The sequence below is a fragment of the Tardiphaga alba genome (assembly GCF_018279705.1).
Taxonomy (GTDB): Bacteria; Pseudomonadota; Alphaproteobacteria; order Rhizobiales; family Xanthobacteraceae; genus Tardiphaga; species Tardiphaga alba.
The window spans coordinates 1810339-1833437 of sequence record NZ_CP036498.1; the positions used below are offsets into that span (position 1 = coordinate 1810339).

The 23099-nt window shown below is 62.3% G+C and carries 12 protein-coding genes and 1 pseudogene; 2 read left to right on the top strand and 11 right to left on the bottom strand.

Translation table 11 applies throughout. The features are described 5' to 3' along the window. Positions 1-117 precede the first annotated feature (117 nt). From treY to RPMA_RS08570, 6 genes are read right to left on the bottom strand one after another with little or no spacing between them, the layout of a single operon-like run. Positions 118-2880 carry a malto-oligosyltrehalose synthase gene (gene treY / locus RPMA_RS08545; RefSeq protein WP_211912404.1) on the bottom strand — a complete coding sequence of 921 codons (2763 nt, stop codon included), beginning with the start codon at positions 2878-2880 and terminating at the stop codon, positions 118-120. Then, complete coding sequence (gene treZ, locus RPMA_RS08550) at positions 2881-4632, bottom strand: malto-oligosyltrehalose trehalohydrolase (protein ID WP_211912405.1); 1752 nt, start codon at positions 4630-4632, stop codon at positions 2881-2883. Further along, complete coding sequence (gene glgX / locus RPMA_RS08555; protein ID WP_211912406.1) at positions 4629-6707, bottom strand: glycogen debranching protein GlgX; 2079 nt, start codon at positions 6705-6707, stop codon at positions 4629-4631. The genes treZ and glgX overlap by 4 nt, the downstream gene beginning before the upstream one ends. A 3-nt stretch (positions 6708-6710) precedes the next feature. Further along, on the bottom strand, positions 6711-8852 hold the full coding sequence (gene glgB / locus RPMA_RS08560; protein WP_211912407.1) for a 1,4-alpha-glucan branching protein GlgB: 2142 nt from the start codon (positions 8850-8852) through the stop codon (positions 6711-6713). Then, positions 8849-12157 carry a maltose alpha-D-glucosyltransferase gene (gene treS, locus RPMA_RS08565; RefSeq protein WP_211912408.1) on the bottom strand — a complete coding sequence of 1103 codons (3309 nt, stop codon included), beginning with the start codon at positions 12155-12157 and terminating at the stop codon, positions 8849-8851. Before treS ends, glgB begins: the two co-directional genes overlap by 4 nt. Before the next feature lie 11 nt (positions 12158-12168). Continuing rightward, positions 12169-14085: an alpha-1,4-glucan--maltose-1-phosphate maltosyltransferase gene (locus tag RPMA_RS08570; protein WP_211913569.1), complete on the bottom strand. Its 1917-nt coding sequence runs from the start codon at positions 14083-14085 to the stop codon at positions 12169-12171. 246 nt (positions 14086-14331) lie between these two features. On the opposite strand from RPMA_RS08570, the pseudogene malQ reads away from it, so the two are divergent. Together malQ and RPMA_RS08580 are read left to right on the top strand one after the other, a co-directional pair. After that, positions 14332-16280, top strand: a pseudogene (gene malQ / locus RPMA_RS08575) (4-alpha-glucanotransferase). A gap of 24 nt (positions 16281-16304) precedes the next feature. After that, a complete protein-coding gene (locus tag RPMA_RS08580) occupies positions 16305-18104 on the top strand; it encodes a glycoside hydrolase family 15 protein (protein WP_211912409.1) in 1800 nt (599 codons plus the stop codon). Positions 18105-18295: 191 nt separating this feature from the next. Here RPMA_RS08580 and RPMA_RS08585 read toward each other — a convergent pair whose 3' ends face one another. From RPMA_RS08585 to gnd, 5 genes are all read right to left on the bottom strand, one after another. Then, positions 18296-19108 (bottom strand): HAD family hydrolase, encoded by an 813-nt coding sequence (locus tag RPMA_RS08585; RefSeq protein WP_211912410.1) that lies wholly within the window; start codon positions 19106-19108, stop codon positions 18296-18298. A gap of 11 nt (positions 19109-19119) precedes the next feature. After that, positions 19120-19599 carry a gluconokinase gene (locus RPMA_RS08590; RefSeq protein ID WP_211913570.1) on the bottom strand — a complete coding sequence of 160 codons (480 nt, stop codon included), beginning with the start codon at positions 19597-19599 and terminating at the stop codon, positions 19120-19122. A 25-nt stretch (positions 19600-19624) separates the two neighbouring features. Beyond that, positions 19625-20362 (bottom strand): 6-phosphogluconolactonase, encoded by a 738-nt coding sequence (gene pgl, locus RPMA_RS08595; protein WP_211912411.1) that lies wholly within the window; start codon positions 20360-20362, stop codon positions 19625-19627. Positions 20363-20499: 137 nt separating this feature from the next. Beyond that, on the bottom strand, positions 20500-22014 hold the full coding sequence (gene zwf, locus RPMA_RS08600) for a glucose-6-phosphate dehydrogenase (protein WP_211912412.1): 1515 nt from the start codon (positions 22012-22014) through the stop codon (positions 20500-20502). A 14-nt stretch (positions 22015-22028) separates the two neighbouring features. Then, positions 22029-23048, bottom strand: a complete 1020-nt coding sequence (gnd, locus tag RPMA_RS08605) for a phosphogluconate dehydrogenase (NAD(+)-dependent, decarboxylating) (RefSeq protein WP_211912413.1) — start codon at positions 23046-23048, stop codon at positions 22029-22031. Positions 23049-23099 lie beyond the last annotated feature (51 nt).

Consider the following 23099-nt stretch of genomic DNA (forward strand, 5'->3'; position numbering starts at 1 on the left):
ACCTGATCTGGTGCGGAGGGAGGGAACCGAATCTCTGAGTCGGCACGACATCCGCCAGGCCGTCCGGCATCAGTCCCGGGCGGCCTTGTCGTTTCTACTTGGTTCATCGCCTGCGCGTCACTGCAATCTCGTCGATCGCATCTTCTTCGGCGCTGCCTGCGTGCGGATGACCGCGACCGGCAGATGCTTCAAGTGCTCTGCCACCCGGATGTCGCCCAAGGCATAACCCGGCGCATGCACGGTGGCATCAAGCTTTGTCCCATCGAACCACGCGCGCCCGCCATCGGTGAAACCTGCCAGCGCGCGGCCGACAATGACGATGGCGGCATCGCGCTGATGGCGACGCGCAAAGGCGATGATGTGCGCCGCATGCGGGCCGGTGACATCCAACGGCTCGTAGTCGCCATCGGTGAAGACATCGGCGGCGTCACTGCGCAGCTTGAGTAGTTCGCGCGTCCACGCGAATTTGACGTGGCTATTGGTCCAGTTCTGTGTCAGCGCAGCCCAGTCCGGATTCCTGATCTTTTCCAGCACGGCCACGCGCTCGGCAAAATCGACCGGCCGCCGATTGTCGGGGTCGACCAATGACGTGTCGAAGAATTCCATGCCCTGATAGAAATCGGGCATGCCGGGAATGGTTGCTTTCAGCGTGATCTGGCTGAGCGAATTCAGCGCGCCGATCAGCGCCATGCGGCGCGCAAAGGCGTCGATCTGCTCGATGAACTCTTTCGACTTTTCGGGATCGAGAATGCGCGCTAGAAACTCCTTCAGGCCATCTTCATAGGCGACATGCGGATTGAGCCAGCTGGTTTCCTCCTTGCCCTCGCGTGCAGCCTTGAGTGCGTAGGCCTGCATACGTTCCAGGAACGTCTCGTCGCGCGCATCCAGCTCCCACGCGCCGACCAGGGCCTGATACAGCATGTATTCGAATGGCGCCGAGGGCGAACGCATGTCGCCGTCCACGATCACATGTGGCGCATTCAGCAGCTTCCACCGGCTCACGGCCGTCGCCCACTCGCCGGGCAATTCCGCGAGCGCCAGCAGGCGCGTCCGGGCATCCTCGCCGCGCTTGGTGTCATGCGTGGCCGTGGACGTCATGCCATGCGGGAATTCGTTGGCGCGCTGGATCATCAGGTCATGAAAGCGCTTCACCGGCATCGCCTCGGCCGCCGGTTCGCCGCCGACTTCATTCAGCGCAAGCAGTTTGTGATAGCGATAGAAGGCGGTGTCCTCGAGCGACTTCGCCATGGTCGGACCGGTGAATTGCTGCACCTTGAAGGCAAAGCGACGCACGCGCGGCTTGCTATGCGCGGGACGGCCGGGCTTGAGCAAATCGAGGGTCAGCGCATCGCGCAGGAAGTCGAAAAGGCCTTCATCGGTGCCGAACCAGTCGGCACGCGCCTTCTCGATGGTGTCGGAGATGAGCTGGCGGTCGAGTGCGGATGGGCCGGCGGCGGTCAGATAGGTGCGATAGACCGGGAAATGCAGCACATAGAGCTCGAAAGCCTGGCGCAGCGTATCGGCGGAGAAATCGCGCGTCGAATAATGACCATTGGCGATGCGCGCGAGCAGGCGCGTCAGCACGGTGAATTCGCTCAGCAGCAGCGTGTCGAGCACGCGGCGCTTGGCCTCGACCAGTAATGGTGCGAATTTCGGTGACGTGTTGCTGACCTGTCGCCAGGTCTCGCCGAGCGGCTCGAGGCCTTTCTCCGCGACCAGGACCTGGGTGATGGCATTGAGCCATTCATAGCCGGTGGTGCCGTGCACGCCGGCAAATGGCACAAGCTTCTCGTCTTCGCCGAGGATTTTCTCGACGACCACATAGAACGGCCTGGCCTTGCCCTGTGCCTCGCGGATCAACCGCCGCAGGCGCTGGAAATATTGCGAGGGATCGCGCAGCCCGTCGATATGATCGAGCCGCAGGCCCTGCAACTTGTCCTCGGCGATCAGGCGCTTCACCTGGGTGTGGATCGCCTCGAACGTGCCGGCGTCCTCGACGCGCAGGCCCGCCAGCGTGTTGACGTCGAAGAAGCGGCGGTAATTGATCTCGCTGGAGGCAAGGCGCCACTGGCCGAGCTTGTAGTGCTGGCGCTCCAGCAGCATGTGCAGCGTCTGGACCTGCGCGGGGCGATCCGGCCCGGCGCGATAGGCGTCAAGGCCGCGGGTGATGATATCGGCGGCGCTGTCGATGCTGGCGAGTTGCTGCTTGAAGGCAGGCGCCTCGCTGCGATTGGGATGGCGCAGGCCCTTGTGCTTGCCGGCAAGTGTCAGGATGGCGCGACCGGCCGCGGTGTCGCCGGCATCGGCTTCCTTGACGATGCTCCGCAGCATCTCGCTGTAACGCTCCGGCGCGATCGGCAGGCGATGTTCGTAGTACCAGGCCGAGAAGCTGCCTTCCTTGGCATCGTATTTGAGTTCGATCTCGCCGTTCTCCAGCGCCTGGCCATAGCTGGAGCCGATGATCGGCAGCAGCAATCCGCCGCGGGCGCGATAGGGCAGGGTCTCCCAATCGATGTCGAACGAGACCGCATGCGGCGAAGCCTGGCCCCATTCCAGCACGTCGAGCCACCACGGATTGTCGGCATAGTGCACGCCCACGTGATTGGGCACGAAATCGAGGATCAGCCCGAGATCGTTCTTCTTCAGCGCTGCGCTCATGCGCTCGAAGCCGGCATCGCCGCCGAGTTCGGGATTGAGTTTGGTGTGATCGACGATGTCATAGCCATGGGTGGAGCCGGCACGCGCCTTGGTGAAAGGCGAGGCATAGACATGGCTGATGCCGATGGCTTTGAGATAAGGCGCAATCAGCGCGGCGGCGTCGAAATCAAATTCCTTGGTGAGCTGCAGGCGGTAGGTGGCGGTGGGGATGGCCGGCGGCATTCACTTGTCTCCCATCCACCACTGGATCGCCCATGGTGCCAGCGCATCGCCCTGCCGGCCCCAGATCAATGTGCCGGTCGAGGCCGGCGCTGTGACGGGTTTGTCGGAGAGATTCGCGCGCAGCACCAGCAGGCTGTCATCGCCCATCTTCCAACTGGCGATCAGCAGGCCATTATTGTGTTCGACCTTGCCGAAGCGGGCACCGGCGATGCGGGGCACGATGTGCTGCTTCCGCATCCGCAAGAGATCGCGCACCATCGCCCAGCGCCGCTTGCCGGCGCCGTCGCGCATCTCCCAGTCGATCTTCGCGTGTTCGAAGGTCTTGGCATCGAGCGGGTCGGGAATGTCGTCGCCATATTTTTCATAGGCGCTGGCGAATTCCTTTTTGCGGCCGTTGCGCACGGCATTGGCCAGATCGCCCTGGAAATCGCAGAAGAACGGGAAGGGCACCTTGGAGCCCCATTCGTCGCCCTGGAACAGCATCGGCACCATCGGCGCCAGCAACGTAATGGCAAGCCCGGCTTCGATCGCGACGGGATCGGCGATGGCCTCCAGCCGATCGCCGAGCGCGCGGTTGCCGATCTGGTCGTGGTTCTGCAGGAAGTTCACGAAGGCCGTGGGTGCAAGCGCGCCGCTCGCTTCTCCGCGCGCTTCGCCGCCGCGATGCGCCGAGGGCTGGCCCTGATAGGCAAAGCCGGATCCGAGCGTCTGCACCACGTGATCGATCGGCGTGGGCGCGTAGTCGCTGTAATAGCCCTTGTCCTCGCCGCTCAGCAGCACATGCCAGGCGTGGTGATAGTCGTCGTTCCACTGCGCGCGATATTGGCCGCGGGGCGGGTTGGTAGCGGGATCGAGCAGCGTCGCGCGGTTGTCGTCGTTTTCCAGCACGAGATGGATCAGACGGCCGCTATCCGCAGCGAATTTGCCGACCTCGCGGGAGAGTTCGTGCAGCATCGGCACGTCGCCGGGCTCGGTAATGGCATGCACGGCATCGAGGCGCAGGCCATCGAAGCGATAGTCGCGCAGCCACATCAGCGCATTCTCGATGGCATAGGCGCGAACCTCGGGCACGCGATAGTCGATGGCCGAGCCCCATGGCGTCTGCGCATCGCAGAAGAAGGTCGGCGCATAGGCGCCGATGTAATTCCCTTCCGGGCCGAAATGGTTATAGACCACATCGAGAAACACACTGATCCCGCGCAGATGCGCTTCGTCGATCAGCGCCTTGAGATCGTCGGGCCGCCCATAAACGTGATCGGGCGCATAGAGCAGCACGCCGTCATAGCCCCAGTTGCGGGAGCCCGCGAAATCCGCCAGCGGCATCAGTTCGAGCGCGGTGATTCCGGTTTTGACGAGATGATCGAGCTTCTCGATCATGGCGCGATAGGTGCCACCCGGCGTAAAGATGCCGACATGGGTTTCCAGCAGCACCGTCTCGTCCCACGGCCGGCCGCGCCAGTCGGAAGCACGCCAGGGATAGGCAGCGTGATCGATGATCTCACTGGGACCGTTGACGTCTTCGGGCTGAAACGACGAGCCGGGGTCAGGCACCTCCAGCTTGCCATCGATGCGGAAGCGATAGGTCGTGCCGGCGGCGACATCAGGCACATCCACGCTGTACCAGCCATCGTCCTCGGCGGTCATCGCGACGGGCTTGTCGAGCATTACCTCGACACGGCTGGCAGCAGGCGCCCACAGCCTGAATGTTGCGCCCCTCTCGGTTAATCTCGGCCCAAAGCTGCGAGCGCTCATGCGGGCGTCCCCGCAAAGGCGATGACGGAGCGCGGCGGCGCGTCCACATCGGCGCCGGGCGGCAGGATGGCGATCGAGAGGTTGTCGTCGGCAGTGTTCAGCACTTGGCGCCAGCTCTTGAATTCGGTGAGTTTCGGCAACTTGAAGGGAATGCCCTCAGGCGCCGCGTTCAGGACGATGAACAACGGGTTGCCGCCCTTTTCGTTCGAGCTGAGTACGTAAGAAAGGAACCGCCCGTCCGGGAAAGCCCAGTCCGTTTCGGTCATCTCCTCGGCGGAGGGCGTCAGCCACAGCACGCCAAAGCTGCCATCGGCATGGCGACCGTCGAGCCACTTCTGCGACGTGATCTGCGGGAAGCGCTTGCGCATCTGCGCCATGTGGCCGACGAAATCGGTGAGGTCGTCATCCTTGTCGCCGAGGCCGTCCCAGCTGACCCAGCCGATCTCGTTGTCCTGGCAATAGGCATTGTTGTTGCCGCCTTGCGTATTGCCGACCTCGTCGCCGGCCAGCAGCAGCGGAACGCCCTGGGCCAGATAGAGACAGGCGAGCTGATTCTTGCGGAGCTGGCGGCGCAGCGCGACGATCTGGGGATCGTCGGTCGGGCCCTCGACACCGAAATTGTTGCTGTGATTGTCGCCGGAGCCATCGCGATTGTCCTCGCCATTGGCTTCGTTGTGCTTCTCGTTATAGGCAAACAGATCGGCCAGCGGGAAGCCGTCATGCACGGTGACATGGTTGATGCCCGAGCGCTGCTTGCGGCCGTCATGGTTGAACACGTCGGACGAGCCGGTCATGCGGCTCGACACTTCGCCGATCAGCGAGCCTTCGCCGGCCCAGTAGCGGCGCATGGCGCTGCGATATTTATCGTTCCATTCCGACCATTGCGACGGATAGGCGCCGACCTGATAGCCGCCCATGCCGAGATCCCACGGCTCGGCGATCATCTTGGCATTGGCAAGCACCGGGTCCTGCCGGATCGCGGTGAGGAAGCTGCTGTTGCGATCGAATCCGTTCGGCCCGCGGGCGAGTTCGGTGGCGAGATCGAAGCGGAAGCCGTCCACATGGCAGACCTCGACCCAGTAGCGCAAGCTATCCATCACCATCTGCAGCACGCGCGGATGGGTGAGGTTCAGCGACGAGCCGCAGCCGGTGAAGTCGTCGTAGTAGCGCGCATTGTCCGGCATCAGCCAATAATAGGAGGCGTTGTCGATGCCGCGATAGCAAAGGGTGGGGCCGAGATGATTGCCCTCGGCGGTGTGGTTGTAGACGACGTCGAGGATCACCTCGATGCCGGCATCGTGCAGCCGCGCTACGGTGGTCCGAAAGGCATCGAGCGGATTGTCGGCGCCGTAGCGTGCTTCCGGTGCGAAGAAGCTGAGCGTGTTGTAGCCCCAGTAATTGACCAGTTTCATTTCAACGAGACGGCGATCGTCCACGAAAGCGTGTACCGGCAACAGTTCGATGGAGGTGACGCCGAGCCGCTTGAGGTGGTCGATCATCGCGGGGGCGGCAAGGCCGCGATAGGTGCCGCGCAAGCCCGCTGGCACATCCTTGCGGCCCATGGTCAGGCCTTTGACATGCGCCTCGTAGAAGATCGTATCTTCCCACGGAATGCTTGGTCGCGCCTCGCGGCGGCCCCAGTTGAAGCTTTCGTCAACCACCACGGCCTTGGGCATGCCACGGGCATTGTCGCGACGATCGAAAGAGAGATCCTCGCGGGACGAGCCGGTGCGATAGCCGAAATGCGCGTCGCTCCAGACCAGGCGCCCGGCGAGTTTCTTGGCATAGGGATCGAGCAGCAGCTTGTGCGCGTTGAAGCGATGGCCCTGCTCGGGTTCATACGGCCCGTGCACGCGATAGCCATAGAGCTGGCCCGGCGAGACGTCGTTGAGATAGCCGTGAAAGACGTGCTCGTTATATTCCGGCAGTTCAATGCGTTCGAGTTCGCGGCGGCCTTGGCCATCGAACAGGCAGAGCTCGACCTTGGTGGCGTTGGCGGAGAACAACGCAAAATTCGTCCCCCGCCCGTCCCAACTGGCGCCGAGGCGGGAGGGCGTTCCGGCTGACAGGCGCATCGATCAGGCTTCCGGTACGAGAAAGATCGCGGCCAGCGGCGGCAGCGTAAGGCTGAGTTCGGGCACGAGGCCGGTGGCCGTCACCTCGCCAGAATTGCCGACATTGCCGCCGCCATAATGCGCGGCATCCGAATTCAGCGCCTCACGCCATTTGCCGGTGAACGGCACGCGGACGCGGTAGTCGCGATAGACGTTAGGCGAGAAGTTCACCACTACGAGGCACTGGGCGCGCGGCGTATTGCCCTTGCGGATCCAGGCGAACACGTTGTTGTTGGCGTCGTCGGTCACCATCCATTCGAAGCCTGCCGGATCGCAGTCGAGTTCGTGCAGCGCCGGCGTGTCGCGATACAGCGTGTTGAGGTCGCGGATCAGCGAGTGGATGCCGGCATGCTTCTCTTGTTCGAGCAGATGCCAGTCCAGCGAATGATCGTGATTCCACTCGCGCTCCTGGGCGAATTCGCAGCCCATGAACATCAGCTTCTTGCCGGGATGGCCGTACATGAAGGAATAATAGGCGCGCAGATTGGCGAAACGCTGCCAGTCGTCGCCGGGCATGCGGCCGAGGATCGAGCGCTTGCCGTGCACGACTTCGTCATGGGACAGCGGCAGGATGAAATTTTCCGAGAAGGCATATTGCAGCCCGAACAGGATGTCGTTGTGCTGGTACTTGCGATAGATCGGATCCTTGCTGATGTAATTCAGCGTGTCATGCATCCAACCCATGTTCCACTTGTAGCCGAAGCCGAGCCCGCCGAATTCGACCGGACGCGACACCTGTGGCCATGAGGTGGATTCCTCCGCCGCCGTGGTGGCATTCGGGAATTTGCCGAACACTTCGCGGTTGAAGCGGCGCAGGAATTCGATGGCCTCGATATTCTCGCGGCCACCATATTTGTTCGGAATCCAGGCGCCTTCCGCGCGGCTGTAGTCGAGATAGAGCATGGAGGCGACCGCATCGACGCGCAGGCCGTCGATATTGTAACGGTCCATCCAGAACAGCGCGTTGGAGACCAGGAAATTGACGATTTCCGTGCGGCCGTAATTATAGATCAGCGTGCCCCAATCCATATGCCGGCCCTGCAGCGGGTTGGCATGTTCATAGAGCGCGGTGCCGTCGAACTGGCCGAGGCCATGCGGATCGTCAGGGAAGTGGCCGGGCACCCAGTCGAGCAGCACGGCGAGGCCTTCGGCGTGGCAGGCATCGATCAGCGCCGCAAAATCCTCCGGCGAGCCGAAGCGGCTGGTCGGCGCATACATGCCGGTGGGCTGATAGCCCCAGGAGCCATCGAACGGATGCTCGTTGACGGGGAGGAATTCCACATGGGTGAAGCCGAGATCTTTTGCATATTTCGGCAGCGTCTCCGCAAGGTCGCGATAGCTCAGCCATTCATTGGCGCCCTTGCGGCGCCATGAGCCGAGATGCACCTCATAGATCGACATCGGCTTGCCCAGCGCATTGATGCCATCGGGCGCCGCGCGCGGACGCGGGACCTTGGTTTCATCCAGCACGATGGATGCGGTGGACGGGCGCACTTCCGCGGAGAAGGCGAATGGGTCGGACTTCAGCGGCACCTGGCCATGCGGGCCGATGATGTCGAACTTGTAGTGATTGCCGGCGATGGCGCCGGGCACGAACAGCTCCCAATAGCCGACGCCACGCACCCGCATCGGGTGCCGTCGCGAATCCCAGAAGTTGAAATCGCCGACCACGCTGACACGCTTGGCATTCGGCGCGAGCACCACAAAGGCGACGCCGGCAATGCCGTCGATGACGCGCGGATGCGCGCCGAGTTTGTCGTAGATCCTCTGGTCGGTGCCTTCACCGAGTAGATAGAGATCGAAATCGGTCAGCAGCGGCGGGAAGCGATAGGGGTCTTCGAGATCGACCACATGGTCGCCGAATTTCGCGCGAAGCTGATATTTCGTCGATCCGTTTGCGAGCGCGCCGACGAACAGGCCGGACTGGTGCACGCGCTCAAGCGTCGTGGTGGCGCCGTGATCGTCGACGGCCTCCACCTTGACGGCATCGGGCAGGAAGGCGCGCACCACCGTGCGGTCGTTCTCCTTGTGTGGCCCGAGATAATGGAACGGGTCGGAGTGACGGCCTTCGATGATGGCATAAGCTTCGGCGGGAAGATGGGTCATACGGATTCCTTCGGCTCCCCGTTCAGGATACGCAACAGACCGGCCAGCGGCACGCGCAGCCAATCCGGGCGATGGGCGAGCTCATATTCGATCTCGTAGAAGGCCTTCTCGATCAGGAAGAATTTGAGCATGTCGTCGGCCGCTTTCGCATCAGCCGGCCACAGCCGCTTGTCGGTCATCGCTTCACGATAGGCCGAGACAAAGGCGTCGATTGCGCTGTCACGCCATGAGGTGAGGGCGTTGGCGAGTTTGCCATTCTCGTCCGGTGCCACCTGTTCGGCGCGCTCGAGGGCTGCGGTGGCCGAATAGTCGATCGAACGGATCAGGCCGGCGACGTCGCGGGCAGCCGGCGCCTTGCGGCGGCGATCCTCGATGGAGCGGCGTGGCTCGCCTTCGAAATCGATGATGAAGATGTCGTCCTTGACGATCAACATTTGGCCGAGATGGAAGTCGCCGTGATGGCGGATCTTCAGCCCGTCGATCTTGTCCGGCAACAGGCCGTTCAACGTGTCGCGCAGATTGTTGCGCAGCGCCAGAACCGCATCGATCAATCCGCGATCGCCGTCGCGTGCAGCATTGCGGCGCTGGGCCAGCAGGCTGAACACCGGTTCGGCGCGACTGACGATCTCGTCGGTCCAGACGCGGATGTCGTTGTCCGTCGTCGGCTCCGGCTTGAAGTCGGCGATGTCATCACGGCTCGCCAGGGCGATCTGCATTTCGGCGACGCGCAGGCCCGTCTGGGTCATGTAGCGGAGATAGGCGATCTGGTCCTCGCTCATCTCGTGATGGGTATCGGCCGCGATCAGGCGTTCCTTCTCGACGAAGCGATCGAGATAGCCGGACGAGACGGTCCAGGCATCGCCCTGGTTCTGCACGAAAGCATGGACGATGGAGATGGCGCTGCGCTGGTCACCCTCGATCAGTTCGACGCTGCCAAGCAGCGCCGGCGTATTGGCGAAGCCCGCGATCTCGGTGAGGAAGTGACCCACCTCGATCTCCGGATTGATGCCGGTCTGCAGCTTGCGATAGATTTTGACGACATAGTCGCTGTCCACCAGAGCCGTCGAGTTGGACTGCTCGGTTTCCACCGCGCGAATGTTGTCCAGCTTCTGCTGCGGCTTGTCGGTGAGCTTCTTGGTCGGGCGGAATTCGAGTTTCATGCCCTCGACTTCCTCGACCGTCACTGAATTGCGCAGGTTGTACAGCAGCAGCGAGATGAAGATTTCATCGGTGGCCACATCCAGCAGCGTGCCCTCGCGCGCGCCCTGGCGCACGGCGGCGAAAGCCTTCGGATTGTAGCGGTCGCGATCGAAGCGCACCCAGTCGATCTGCATCGGCAGCACATAGCGCGACTTGGCTCCGCGCTGCGTGGTCTCGAAGAAGACCAGCCAAGGCCGGTTGTCCCCAACCAGGCAGAACGGCGTTGCCGAGGTCAGCACCGGCTGGATCGCTTTGGCATTGCGTTCCGGATACCAGCGCGAGCGCGACAGGAAGCCGGGCAGCACATCATGCTCGAACACGCCGCGGGTGCGGGCCAGCGTCATCCAGGTCGAGCCGAGCGGCACCACCAGCGTCTCGAATTCCGGCACCACGGCGGGCTGCGAATGCTCGGAGACATCGCGCTTTTCGAGCTGGAACCAGTAAAAACCGTAAGGCGCCAGCGTCACCATGTAAGGCAGGTCGCCGATCGGCGGGAATTTGGTGCGGCCGAGCATTTCCAGCGGCACGCGCTCCTTCCATGGCGACAGATCGAGTTCGGTCGCCTGCGCGGCGCGCGACAGGTTGGCGACGCACAGGATCACCTCGTCGCCATATTGGCGCACATAGCACAGCACCGAGCGGTTCTCGGGCCGGATGAAAGTCATGGTGCCGCGGCCGAAAGCCAGCGTGGATTTACGCACGGCGATGAGGCGCTTGGTCGCGGACAGCAGCGACGACAGGCTGCGCGACTGCGCTTCCACATTCACCGATTCATAGCCGTAGATCGGGTCCATGATCGGCGGCGCGTAGAGGCGCGCGGGATCGGCGCGGGAGAAGCCGCCATTGCGGTCGGGCGCCCATTGCATCGGCGTGCGCACGCCATTGCGGTCGCCGAGATAGATATTGTCGCCCATGCCGATCTCGTCGCCGTAATAGATGATCGGCGTGCCCGGAAAGGACAGTAGCAGCGAGTCCAGCAATTCGATCTTGCGGCGGTCATTGTCCATCAGCGGCGCGAGGCGGCGGCGAATGCCGACATTGATGCGCGCGCGTGGATCGTTGGCGTAAGTCGACCACAGATAGTCGCGCTCGACGTCGGTCACCATTTCCAGCGTCAGTTCGTCGTGATTGCGCAGGAACATCGCCCACTGGCAGTTGTCCGGAATATCCGGCGTCTGCCGCATGATGTCGGTGATGGGAAAGCGGTCTTCCTGCGCCAGCGCCATATAGATGCGCGGCATCAGCGGGAAGTGATAGGCCATATGGCATTCGTCGCTGTCGCCGAAATATTCCTGCACGTCCTCCGGCCACTGATTGGCTTCGGCGAGCAACAGGCGGCCCGGCGCATAGGCGTCGAGTTCGGCGCGCAGATGCTTGATGACCTTGTGGGTCTCCGGCAGGTTTTCGTTATTGGTGCCGTCGCGCTCGATCAGGTAGGGGATGGCGTCGAGACGGAAGCCGTCCACGCCGGCATCCAGCCAGCGCTTCATCACCTGCACCACGGCGGAAAGCACGCGCGGATTGTCGAAATTCAGGTCCGGTTGATGCGAGAAGAAGCGGTGCCAGTAATAGGCTTTGGCTTCCGGGTCCCAGGTCCAGTTGGATTTCTCGGTGTCGGTGAAGATGATGCGCGTGCCATCGTATTTCTGGTCGCTGTCGCTCCACACATACCAGTCGCGCGCCGATGATCCGGCCGGGCTGCGGCGGGCGCGCTTGAACCAGTCGTGCTGGTCGGAGGTGTGGTTGATGACCAGCTCGGTGATGACACGCAGGCCACGGCGCTTGGCTTCGTGGATGAAGCGCTTGAAGTCCTTCATCGTGCCGAAGTCGGGATGGATCGAGCCGTAATCGGCGATATCGTAGCCATCGTCGCGGCCAGGCGACGGATAGAACGGCATCAGCCAGATAGTGGTGACGCCGAGCTCCTGCAGATAGTCGAGCTTTTCGGTGAGGCCGGCGAAATCGCCGATGCCGTCATTGTTGCTGTCTGCAAAGGTCTTGACGTGCAGCTGATAGATGATCGCGTCCTTGTACCAGAGCGGATCGATCGCATTGTTCGGCTGTTCAACGCCCGTCTTGGACTTGATGTCGGTCATCACATTCATTGCGGGCGCTTTCAGGCAAGGCAGCGGAAGAGGGCGGCGGGATCGCGTTGCGGGTCGATGCGCAGGCGGATGCCGCCCCATTCGACGCCGTGGCGTTCACCGGTGATGATGTTCTCGACGGCCGCGACATTGCGCTTCTCGCCGTCGACCAGGACCTGCGTATCGATCGGAAGCCAGAGTTCGGCGGGGTCGCGCGAGATCGCGATGGCACCGGCGACGGTGTTGGTGCCGTCCACCGAGGTCTTCACGAAGCCGATGATGTTGTCGTTCTCCACCGGCATGAAACGCAGGTTGGAAATCTGCTGCAGCGCCGGATTGGCGCGGCGGGCGAAGTTCAGCGCGGTGATATACGGGATGATATTGCCGGGCTTGTGCCAGTCGCGGGTCTTGATCTCGTATTTCTCGCTGTCGAGATATTCTTCCTTGCCCGGAATGGCCTCGTGCTCCAGCAGCTCGAAGCCATTGTACACGCCGTAAACCGACGACAACATCGCCGCCAGCACCACGCGTGACTTGAACATCCACTGCTCACCCGATTGCAGGTGATAGGGCAGGATGTCCGGCGTGTTGACGAAGAAGTTCGGCCGATAATATTCGCGCTCGGGATAGGCGCAGAGCTCGTTGAGATACTGCTCGATCTCCCACTTGGCGGTGCGCCAGGTGAAGTAAGTATAGCTCTGCGAGAAGCCGAGCTTGGCAAGGCCTTTCATCAGCTTCGGGCGCGTGAAAGCCTCTGCGAGAAACAGTGCATCCGGGTGCTTCAGCTGCACCTCATGGATCGCCCATTCCCAGAACCGCAGCGGCTTGGTGTGTGGATTGTCGATGCGGAAAATCTTGACGCCCTGGTCGCACCAATACAGCAGCATGTCGCGCAGCGCATTCCACAGCGATCCGGCGTCATCGCAGGTGAAATCGGGATTGTGGATGTCCTGATATTTCTTCGGCGGATTCTCCGCATATTTCATCGAGCCGTCCGGCCGCCGCTTGAACCAGTCCGGATGCTGCTTAATCCAGGGGTGGTCCGGCGAGCATTGCACGGCCACGTCGATGGCCACTTCCATATTGTGTTGTTTGCACGCCGCGATCACGGCGTGGAAATCCTCCAGCGTGCCGAGATCGGGATGGATGGCGTCATGGCCGCCTTCCTTGCCGCCGATGGCATAGGGGCTGCCGACATCGCCGGGCTCGGCAGTCAGCGCATTGTTCTTGCCCTTGCGGTTGGTCTCGCCGATGGGATGGATCGGGGTGAAATACAGCACGTCGAAGCCCATGGCGACGATCTCGGGCAGGCGATCGATGCAGTCGCGAAACGTGCCGTGCTGGCCCGGCACCTTGCTCTGGCTGCGCGGGATCATCTCATACCAGGCGCCGTTGCGGGCGCGCTCGCGGTCGATCATCAGCGGCAGCAGCGCGGAGCGTGTGAGATCCGGGCGCGGCTGCGCTTCCGACATGGCAAGTTCGAGTTCAGGCGACAGCAAGGGCTCGGTCTCGCCAGTCTGCAGATAGGCTTCGCACTGCTTGACGATCAGCGCCGATGCGCCTTCGCCGCCGGACTGGGCCTTCGTCATCAGCCCCGCGCCTTCGAGCGCATCGAGCGTCACATCCTGACCTGCCTTGAGCTTCAGTTCGAAGCCGTGGCGCCAGGTGGCGAAGTCATCTGTCCAGGCCTCGATGGCATAGACGTAGCGGCCGATGTCACTGGGGGTGAAAGTGCCGTGCCAGCGGTCGTTGACATCCTTGGTCATCGGCGCGCGCTGCCAGTCACGGTCCTGCTCGCGGCGCCAGACAATGGCGGCGTCGATGATCTCGTGGCCGTCGCGATAGATATCCGCCCAGACCTCGATGGCCTCGCCCGCAATCCGTTTGACCGGAAACCGACCGCCGTCAATGATGGGGTAGATGTCCTCGATGTGGAACGCGCCGCTCATGGCGGTGCTTGCAGTGGTCTGGGATGTTCTGTTCACGGTGATGCCATCAACAAGAGGGATGTCTGCGCCCGTGGGAAGACAAGACGCTGCAATTGTATAAGAAGCCTCGTGACAGGGGTTTGGTTCCCCATGGAACCGAGCTTAAGTCATTGCGTTGAAACTCGGCTATCCTCTTCCGTAACCTCATGAAATTGTGCAGCAACTTGTGGTGAATCTTGGGTTGCTGCCCTGCAAAGTGCGTGCCGAATGGATCTCTTCGACAAAGCCGCCGAACTCGGCATTCAGACCGGTTTTCATGACGGACAGGGCCAGTGGCATACCACTGACGCCGCTGCGCTGAAGATCATCCTCGACGCTCTCCCGGTGCGCGCCCCGCGCCGTTTTCTCGACCATGTGGTCGCATTGCGGGCAGGCGAGGGGGCACCACCACGCTAACCGATGCGGCGACGTCGCCGCTGACCTGGGAAGTCCGGGATGGCGATCAGATGATCGCCGAGGGCTCGGCCAATGGCCGAGAGATTGCATGGCCGGCCGATTTGCCGGTCGGCGTTCATCGGCTGCGGCTGGCGGACGCCTCGCTGTATTCCGAGGAGGCAGCTTTGGTCGTCGCGCCCGGCAAGGCCTATGCCGGGACATTCGATCGCAGCTGGATCATTGCCGTCCAGCTTTACGGCCTGCGCTCCGATCGCAACTGGGGCATCGGCGATTTCACCGATCTGCAGAACCTGATCCGCATCGGTGCCAACCTCGGCGCCGGCGGTGTCGGCCTCAATCCGCTGCATGCGCTGTTCGACGATCGCCCGTCGGAATGCAGCCCTTATTCGCCGAACAGCCGGCTGTTTCTCAATCCGCTCTATATCGATGTGGAGGCGCTGCCGGAATTCACCGGCGCTGCCGATAGCGAACTGGCGCCGCTGCGGCGCTCGACGCTGGTCGATTATCCCGCCGTCGCCGCCGCCAAATGGCGCGCGCTGCGGGCAGCCTTCGCGCATTTCCAGTCCGATCCCCATTCGCCGCGCCAGGCCGCGCTCAAGGCTTTCCGCGCCGCACGTGCGCCATTGCTGACGCGCTTCGCCTGTTTCGAAGTGCTGCGCCATCGCTACAAGACGGCATGGTGGGATTGGCGGAGCGAATGGCAGCATCCGGATGATGCCAGATGCGCCGAGCTCTGTGCGGGTCCCGATGGCGACGAAGTGACCTTTGTCGAATATGTGCAGTGGAATGCGGATCTGCAGCTCAAGGCCTGCTTCGATCTCACCAATGAATTGAAGATGCCGGTCGGCCTCTATCTCGACGTCGCCGTCGGCGTGCAGGCTGGCGGCTTCGATGCGTGGAACGAGCAGGTGGCGATCTCGCGGCATCTGTCGGTCGGCGCGCCGCCCGATGCGCTGCAGCCTGCCGGGCAGAACTGGGGCCTCGCCGGCTTCAATGCCGCGGGCCTCGAAGTGCAGGGCTTCGCGCCGTTCAAGGACATGCTGAGCGCATCCATGCGCTATGCCGGCGCGATCCGGCTCGACCATGTGCTCGGGCTCAATCGCCTCTATGTGGTGCCGCATGGTTATAGGCCGGACAATGGCGCCTATGTCAAAATGCCGCTGGAGGCGCTGCTCGCCGTCACCGCGCAGGAGAGCATCGAGAATAATTGCGTCGTCATCGGCGAGGATCTCGGCACCGTGCCGGAAGGGTTTCGCGATCATCTCAAGGCATGGGGCATCTGGTCGTATCTCGTGATGATGTTCGAGCGCGACGACCGCTATGCCTTCCGCGGCGTCGACCATTACGCGCCCAATGCGCTGGTCACCTTCAACACCCATGACCTGCCGACCTATCACGGCTGGCGCAGCTATCATGATCTGCAGTTGAAGCGCTCCATCGGTATCGATCCCGGCGAGAGCGACGATGCGCGGCGCTATGCCATCGAGATGCTCGATGAAGCGCTGCGACAGAATGGCATCGACCGCACCGATTTCTTCGGCGTCGCTCACTTTCTCGCGCGTACGCGAACCCGCATCGAGGCCATTGCGTTGGAAGATCTGCTTGGCGTCAGCGATCAGCCGAACATTCCCGGCACCATCGACGAACACCCTAACTGGCGGCAGCGGTTGCCGGCCACGGTGGAAACGATGGCCGCATCGATCGATCGCGACGCGCTGCGCAACGCAACGGCGGACAGGAGCGCGTCCGCATCGACATAAATCCAGTCAGTCGGCGGAGAGACATTGTACAGCAACATCGAAGATTACGCCCTGATCGGCGATTGTGAGACCGCCGCTCTCGTCAACCGCAATGGCTCCATCGACTGGCTGTGCTGGCCGGCCTTTGATTCCGACGCCTGTTTCACCGCATTGCTCGGCACCAAGGATCATGGCCGCTGGCAGATCACGCCGGATGGTCCCATCAAGTCCTGCAAGCGGCGTTATCGCGGTCACTCGCTCATTCTCGAAACCACGCTGGAAACCGACGACGGCGCCGTCACGCTGATCGACTTCATGCCGCCGCGCGGGACTGCGTCCGACGTGGTGCGTATCGTGCGCGGCGATCGCGGCACGGTGAAGATGCGGATGGAGTTGATCATCCGGTTCGGATTCGGCACCGCCATCCCCTGGGTAAAGCGCGACACGGATGGCGGCGTGCTGGCCATTTGCGGTCCGGACATGACGGTGCTGCACACGCCCATCGAAACCCATGGCGAAAATCTCACCACCGTGGCGTCCTTCGAGATCAAGGCCGGCGACAGCATCCCGTTCGTGCTGACTTACGGCCCCTCACATTTGAAGGTGCCGGATGCGATCAATGTCGATCACGCCTTGAAGGACACCGAGGATTTCTGGACCGAATGGAGTGGCCGTTGCACCTATAAAGGCGAGCACCGCGATCTGGTGATGCGCTCGCTGATCACGCTGAAGGCGCTGATCTATGCGCCGTCCGGCGGCATCGTCGCGGCGCCGACGACGTCACTGCCGGAAAAACTCGGCGGCAGCAGAAACTGGGACTACCGCTTCTGCTGGCTGCGCGATGCCACCTTTACGCTGCTGGTGCTGATGAACAGCGGTTATACCGACGAAGCGCGGGCCTGGCATCGCTGGCTGCTGCGTGCCGTCGCCGGCTCGCCTGCCGAGATGCAGATCATGTATGGCATCATGGGGCAGCGTCGCCTGCTGGAATGGGAGGCCGACTGGCTCCCCGGCTATGGCGGCGCGCTGCCGGTGCGTATCGGCAATGCCGCCCATGCGCAATTGCAGCTCGACGTCTATGGCGAGCTGATCGACAGCTTCCATCAGACCCGCGTGGCCAGGCTCGATCTCGATGACGGCACCTGGGCGGTGGAAGGCGAAATCCTCGACCATCTGGCCTCGGTCTGGAATAAGCCCGATCACGGCATCTGGGAGCGCCGCGGTAATGGCAAGCACTATGTGTTGTCGAAGGTGATGTGCTGGGTCGCCTTCGACCGTGCCATCAAGAGCGCCGAGATGTTCGACCTCAAGGCACCACTGGAAAAATGGAAGGCGCTGCGCGACGAGATCCACCGCGATGTCTGCGAGAAGGGTTTTGATCCCCGCGAAAACACCTTTGTCGAATCCTACGGCTCGGACGTCCTCGACGGCGCCATCCTGCTGCTTCCAGCAGTGGGCTTCCTGCCGGTGGACGATCCGCGCGTAAAGGGCACGGTGGCTGCCGTCGAGAAATATCTGATGCGCGACGGCTTTGTGCTGCGCCATGATCCGCGCGAGGTCACCGGCGAGATCCAGCCGGCGGAAGGCGCATTTCTCGCCTGCACGCTCTGGCTGGCCGAGGTCTACATCCAGATGGGCGACATCGCGAAAGCCGAGGAGCTGTTCGAGCGCGTGGTCGCCATCGCCAATGATGTCGGCTTGCTGGCCGAAGAATATGACAGCGGCGTCAAGCGCCAGACCGGCAATTTCCCGCAGGCGCTGACGCATATCGCGCTGATCTCAGTCGCGCATAACCTCACCGGCGCGAAGAAACCGCAGGAGAAGAAGAAGGAAAGGGCGAAGTAATTCTTTCTTCTCCCTCCCCAAGCGGCGCAGCCGCGCCGTGGGAGGGTGGATCGAACGCGCAGCGTTCGAGACGGGTGGGGTGTTTCCACACACTCCGACGTCGCGTGGGGAGAGACCCCACCCGGCGCTACGCGCCACCCTCCCCACTGCGCTTCGCTTGGGGAGGGAGGCCACTGGCACCGGCGTTCTGACTACTGCCCAGCATTCCTCTTCAGCACCAGCTCCACCGCCCCGGCAAACCCCTCATCCTCATTCGAGGTCGTCACATCCGTCGCCTTGCTCTTCACCGCATCCGTCGCATTGCCCATGGCAATCGACATGCCCGAGACGGCGAACATCGGCAGGTCGTTCTGCATGTCGCCAACCGTGGCGATCGCATCCAGCGAGATCCCCAGCCGTTCCGCCATCGCCTTCACGAAAGTGCCCTTGCTCTGCGCCGGCGGCGTCACGTCGAGATAATAGTGTTGCGACCGCACCGCGACGGCGCTGTCGCCGAGCACCTGCTGCATCTCCGCCTCGCAGCGCTCCAGCAGCGGAAAATCCGGGCTGGCGCCGACGATCTTGCAGGCTTTCGCCAGATATGGCGTGAAATCATCCACCATCAGCGGCGCATGCTGGATGGTGTCGCGCTCATGCGGCACATATTTGCCGTCGTCGCGCTTGATGACCCATTCGTCATTGGTGAAAATCCAGACATCCACGTCGTATTTGTCGAGCACGGCGATGCTCTTTGCCGCAGCGGCTTCGCCGATCAGGTGTTGCGTGATCGGCTTCAGGTTGCCATCGACGATGGATGAGCCATTGAACGGTCCGATCGGCAGTGTGATGCCCAGCGGATCGATCAGGAAGCGCATGCCCACCGGTGGTCGGCTCGACGTGACGGTGAAGGCGATGCCGTTGTCTTCCAGTTTTTTCACGGCAGCCTTGGCCTTGTCGGTCAGCCGCTTGTCATGGGTCACCAGCGTGCCGTCCACATCGGAGACGACGAGCGCAATCTTGGTCATGGTGCAATCCTTCAGGTCGGCAGTTGCTTGGCGATGGCGTCCACGATGCCAACAATGTCATCATCGATGGACACGGCGATGACGCGCTCATCGGTCCCGGGCACTTCCAGCGTCTTGAACTGGCTATCCAGCAGCGAGGACGGCATGAAATGGTTCTTTCGTGCCGCCATCCGCATGGCGATCAGCTCTTTCGAGCCATCGAGATAGACGATGCGAATATCGTGCCGGCCATGCACCAGCAGCTCGCGATAGACGCGCTTCAGCGCCGAGCAGGCGACGACGAGCTTGCCGCCTTCGGCGGTGACGCGGTCGATCTCGTCGGCGATGCTCTGCAGCCAGGGCCAGCGATCCTCGTCGGTGAGCGGCTGGCCGGCGCGCTGTTTCTCCACATTCGCTGGCGGGTGAAAGTCATCGCCATCGGCAAAGCGCCAGCCGAGCCGGTCCGCCAAGGCTTTTCCGATCGAGCTTTTGCCCGAACTCGAGACGCCCATCACGATGAGCGCTTGCGGTGCCGGATCAGACACTGTCGCCCTCCGGCAGCGCTGCGCGGTCGCAAAGCCAGACGGTTTCGCCGCGCGAGCGCGCACGATTGGCGGGCAGATCCTCGCCGGCCAGCACGCGGCCGAGAATGGCGCGCTTGTCCGCACCGCTCATCAGGAACAGCATTTCATGGCAGGAGGCGAGGGGCGGCAGTGTCAGGCTGACACGCGGCACGAATGGCTTCACATGCGCCTCGGGCACGCCGATCACCCAGCGGTCCGACACCTCGATGCCGGGATAGCCGGGAAAAAGCGACGCCACATGGCCGTCCGGCCCGACACCGAGCAGGACGAGATCGAACAGCGGTTTTGCGGCATCGAGCTTGTCGCTGCCATGGAAGGTCTGCAGCTCCCGCACATAGAGCGACGCGGCCTCATCCGGATTGGCTGCATCGGTCTTGATCGCATGCACATTCGCAACGGGTGCGCAGGCATCGAGGAACGCACCTTTGGCCATCGCCATATTGTTCAGCGGATCGCTTTCGGGCACGAAGCGATCGTCGCCGATGAACCAGTGCGCGCGCTGCCAGGGAATGCGCTTGCGATAGGCATCGGTGGCCAGGAGCTCATACAGCCGCTTCGGGCTCGAACCGCCGGTCAGGCAGATTGCCGGCCGCTCGGTGTTGGCCTCGATCTGTTTGATCAGCCGTTCGGCCGCCGCCGCAGCCAATGCTACCGCGTCCGAGACTTCGATGATGGTGCGATGCTCGGCCATGATGTGGCGCCTCACATAGATATTCAATTCACAAACCCATCTTCCGTCATTGCGAGCGCAGCGAAGCAATCCAGTCTTCCATACCTGTGGCCCTGGATTGCTTCGTCGCTGCGCTCCTCGCAATGACGGGTGTGACTTCAGCTCAGCACACGCCAGCTGCGGCCGTCGCGCTTGAGCAGGTCGTCCGCTTCCTCCGGCCCTTCGCTGCCGGCCTTGTAGGTTTTCAGCCCGTCCTTGCCGGCTTTCTTCCAGGCGTCGAGGAACGGCTGCACCGCGCGCCAGCCGGCTTCGACGCTATCGGCACGCTGGAACAGGATGTTGTCGCCGATCATGCAGTCATAGATCAGGGTCTCATAGCCATTGGCCGGCGCGGCCTGGAAGTAATCCTTGTAGCGAAACTTCATCTCGACGCCGTCGATCTTTACCAGCGGGCCGGGCACCTTGGTGTTGAATTTCAGCGAGATGCCTTCATTCGGCTCCACCGCGATGACAAGAAAATTCTCGGCGAGGCTGTCCATCGACATGTCCCGGAACATGGCGAAGGGCGCCTGCTTGAACTTGATCGCCACTTCGGTGCGCTTGACGCCGAGCGCCTTGCCGGTGCGCAGATAGAACGGCACGCCGGCCCAGCGCCAGTTGTCGATCATCAGTTTCAGCGCCGCATAGGTTTCGGTGGTGCTGCCCGCTTTGACATCCTCAGTCTTGAGATAGTCGCCGATATCGTCATTGCCGACATGGCCAGCGACATATTGCGCGCGCACCGAGTTCTTCAGCGCCTCTTCCTCCGTCTGCGTGGTGACGGCGGCGAGGACCTCCGCCTTCTCCGAGCGCACGGCATTGGCCTCGAAGCGCGAAGGCGGCTCCATGGCGACCAATGACAGCAGCTGGAACAGATGGTTCGGCACCATATCCCGCAATGCGCCGGTAGCATCGTAGAACGAACCGCGATGGCCGACGCCGAGCTTCTCGTCCACGGTGATCTGCACGTGATCAATATGGTTGCGATTCCAGATCGGCTCAAACATGCCATTGGCAAAGCGCAGCACCAGGATGTTCTGCACCGTCTCCTTGCCGAGATAGTGATCGATCCGGTAGATCTGCTGCTCGTTCATCAGGCTGAGCAGTTTCGTGTTCAGCTTCTGCGCCGATTCCAGATCGGTGCCGAACGGCTTTTCCACGACGAGGCGGCGCCATGACCCGTTTTCCTTCAGCATGCCGGTGCGGCCGAGCTGTTCGGCGATCGGTGCGAAGGCGGAGGGCGGTGTCGCGAGATAGAACAGCCGGTTGCCACCGGTGCCACGAGCCGCTTCAAGCCTGTCGAGTTCGTCGCGCAGATGATCGAAGCTCTCCGGCTCTTTCGGATCTGCCTCGATGCAGGTGACGCAGTTCAGCAGTTTTTGCGCGATGGCGTCATCGACCGGCCGTGTCGCATATTGCTTGAGGCCTTTCAGAAGATCCTCGCGCAGCGCATCGCCGGTCATGCCCTTGCGGGCGATGCCGACCACGCAGAATTTCTCCGGCAGCAGATCGGCAGCCTGCAGATTGTAGAGTGCTGCAATCACGAGGCGATGTGCGAGATCGCCGGTGACGCCGAAGATCACGAATGCGCAGGGATCGGGCTTCTTGGTCGTGTCGCTGGTTTTGGCGGTCACGGACAACTCCGTTTTTATTTCACGATATCTGGCGCGTCCTGCCGCTTCGGATCCGGATGCTGTTCGGGCTCTTTGTGGCCGCCGAAACCGGCGCGCATCGCGGATAGAATCTTCTCTGCAAACGTATGTTCCTGCCGCGAGCGGAAGCGCGCGAACAATGCTGCGGTCAGCACTTCCGCCGGCACCGCTTCGTCGATCGCCGCATTCACTGTCCAGCGACCTTCGCCTGAGTCTTCGACGAAGCCGGAATACTCTTTCAACTCGCCGCTCTTGGCCAATGCCGATGCCGTGAGGTCGAGCAGCCATGACGGAATGACACTGCCGCGGCGCCAGACTTCGGCGATATCGGGCAGATTGAGATCGTAGCGATGCGCTTCCGGCAGCGCCTCGATATTGGCGTTCTTGAGAATGTCGAAACCTTCGGCATAGGCCTGCATCAGGCCATATTCGATGCCGTTATGGATCATTTTGACGAAATGTCCGGCGCCGACGGGCCCGGCATGGATATAGCCTTCCTCGATGCGCGGATCACGACCATCGCGGCCAGGCGTGCGCGGAATGTCGCCGATCCCGGGTGCCAGCGTCTTGAAGATCGGATCGAGGCGATCGACCACTTCCTTCTCGCCGCCGATCATCATGCAATAGCCGCGGTCGATGCCCCAGACGCCGCCGGAGGTGCCGACATCGATATAGAACAGCCCCTGTTTCTTCAGCGCCTGGCCGCGGCGAACGTCGTCCTGCCAGAACGTGTTGCCGCCATCGATGATGGTGTCGCCGGGCTCCAGCAGTTTGGTCAGCTCGTCGATGGTGGTCTCGGTGATCTTGCCAGCCGGCAGCATCACCCAGACATGACGTGGCTTGTCGAGCTTCTTGACGAAATCTGCGAGGGACGATCCGCCCACGGCGCCTTCGCCGGCGAGGCCGCTGACGGCCTTGGCGTCCTTGTCATAGACCACCGCGGTGTGACCGTTCTTCATCAGGCGGCGGACAATATTTCCGCCCATTCGGCCGAGGCCGATCATGCCGAGCTGCATTTTGCGATGTCCTTGTTTTTGATGGCACATGGCCCGGAGCGATGTCCGGGC

Bases quoted from the DNA above. Each gene is read 5' to 3' on its own strand.
- treY (WP_211912404.1), bottom strand. From the start codon at position 2,880: ATGCCGCCGGCCATCCCCACCGCCACCTACCGCCTGCAGCTCACCAAG.
- treZ (WP_211912405.1), bottom strand. From the start codon at position 4,632: ATGAGCGCTCGCAGCTTTGGGCCGAGATTAACCGAGAGGGGCGCAACA.
- glgX (WP_211912406.1), bottom strand. From the start codon at position 6,707: ATGCGCCTGTCAGCCGGAACGCCCTCCCGCCTCGGCGCCAGTTGGGAC.
- glgB (WP_211912407.1), bottom strand. From the start codon at position 8,852: ATGACCCATCTTCCCGCCGAAGCTTATGCCATCATCGAAGGCCGTCAC.
- treS (WP_211912408.1), bottom strand. From the start codon at position 12,157: ATGAATGTGATGACCGACATCAAGTCCAAGACGGGCGTTGAACAGCCG.
- RPMA_RS08570 (WP_211913569.1), bottom strand. From the start codon at position 14,085: ATGAGCGGCGCGTTCCACATCGAGGACATCTACCCCATCATTGACGGC.
- RPMA_RS08585 (WP_211912410.1), bottom strand. From the start codon at position 19,108: ATGACCAAGATTGCGCTCGTCGTCTCCGATGTGGACGGCACGCTGGTG.
- RPMA_RS08590 (WP_211913570.1), bottom strand. From the start codon at position 19,599: ATGGGCGTCTCGAGTTCGGGCAAAAGCTCGATCGGAAAAGCCTTGGCG.
- pgl (WP_211912411.1), bottom strand. From the start codon at position 20,362: ATGGCCGAGCATCGCACCATCATCGAAGTCTCGGACGCGGTAGCATTG.
- gnd (WP_211912413.1), bottom strand. From the start codon at position 23,048: ATGCAGCTCGGCATGATCGGCCTCGGCCGAATGGGCGGAAATATTGTC.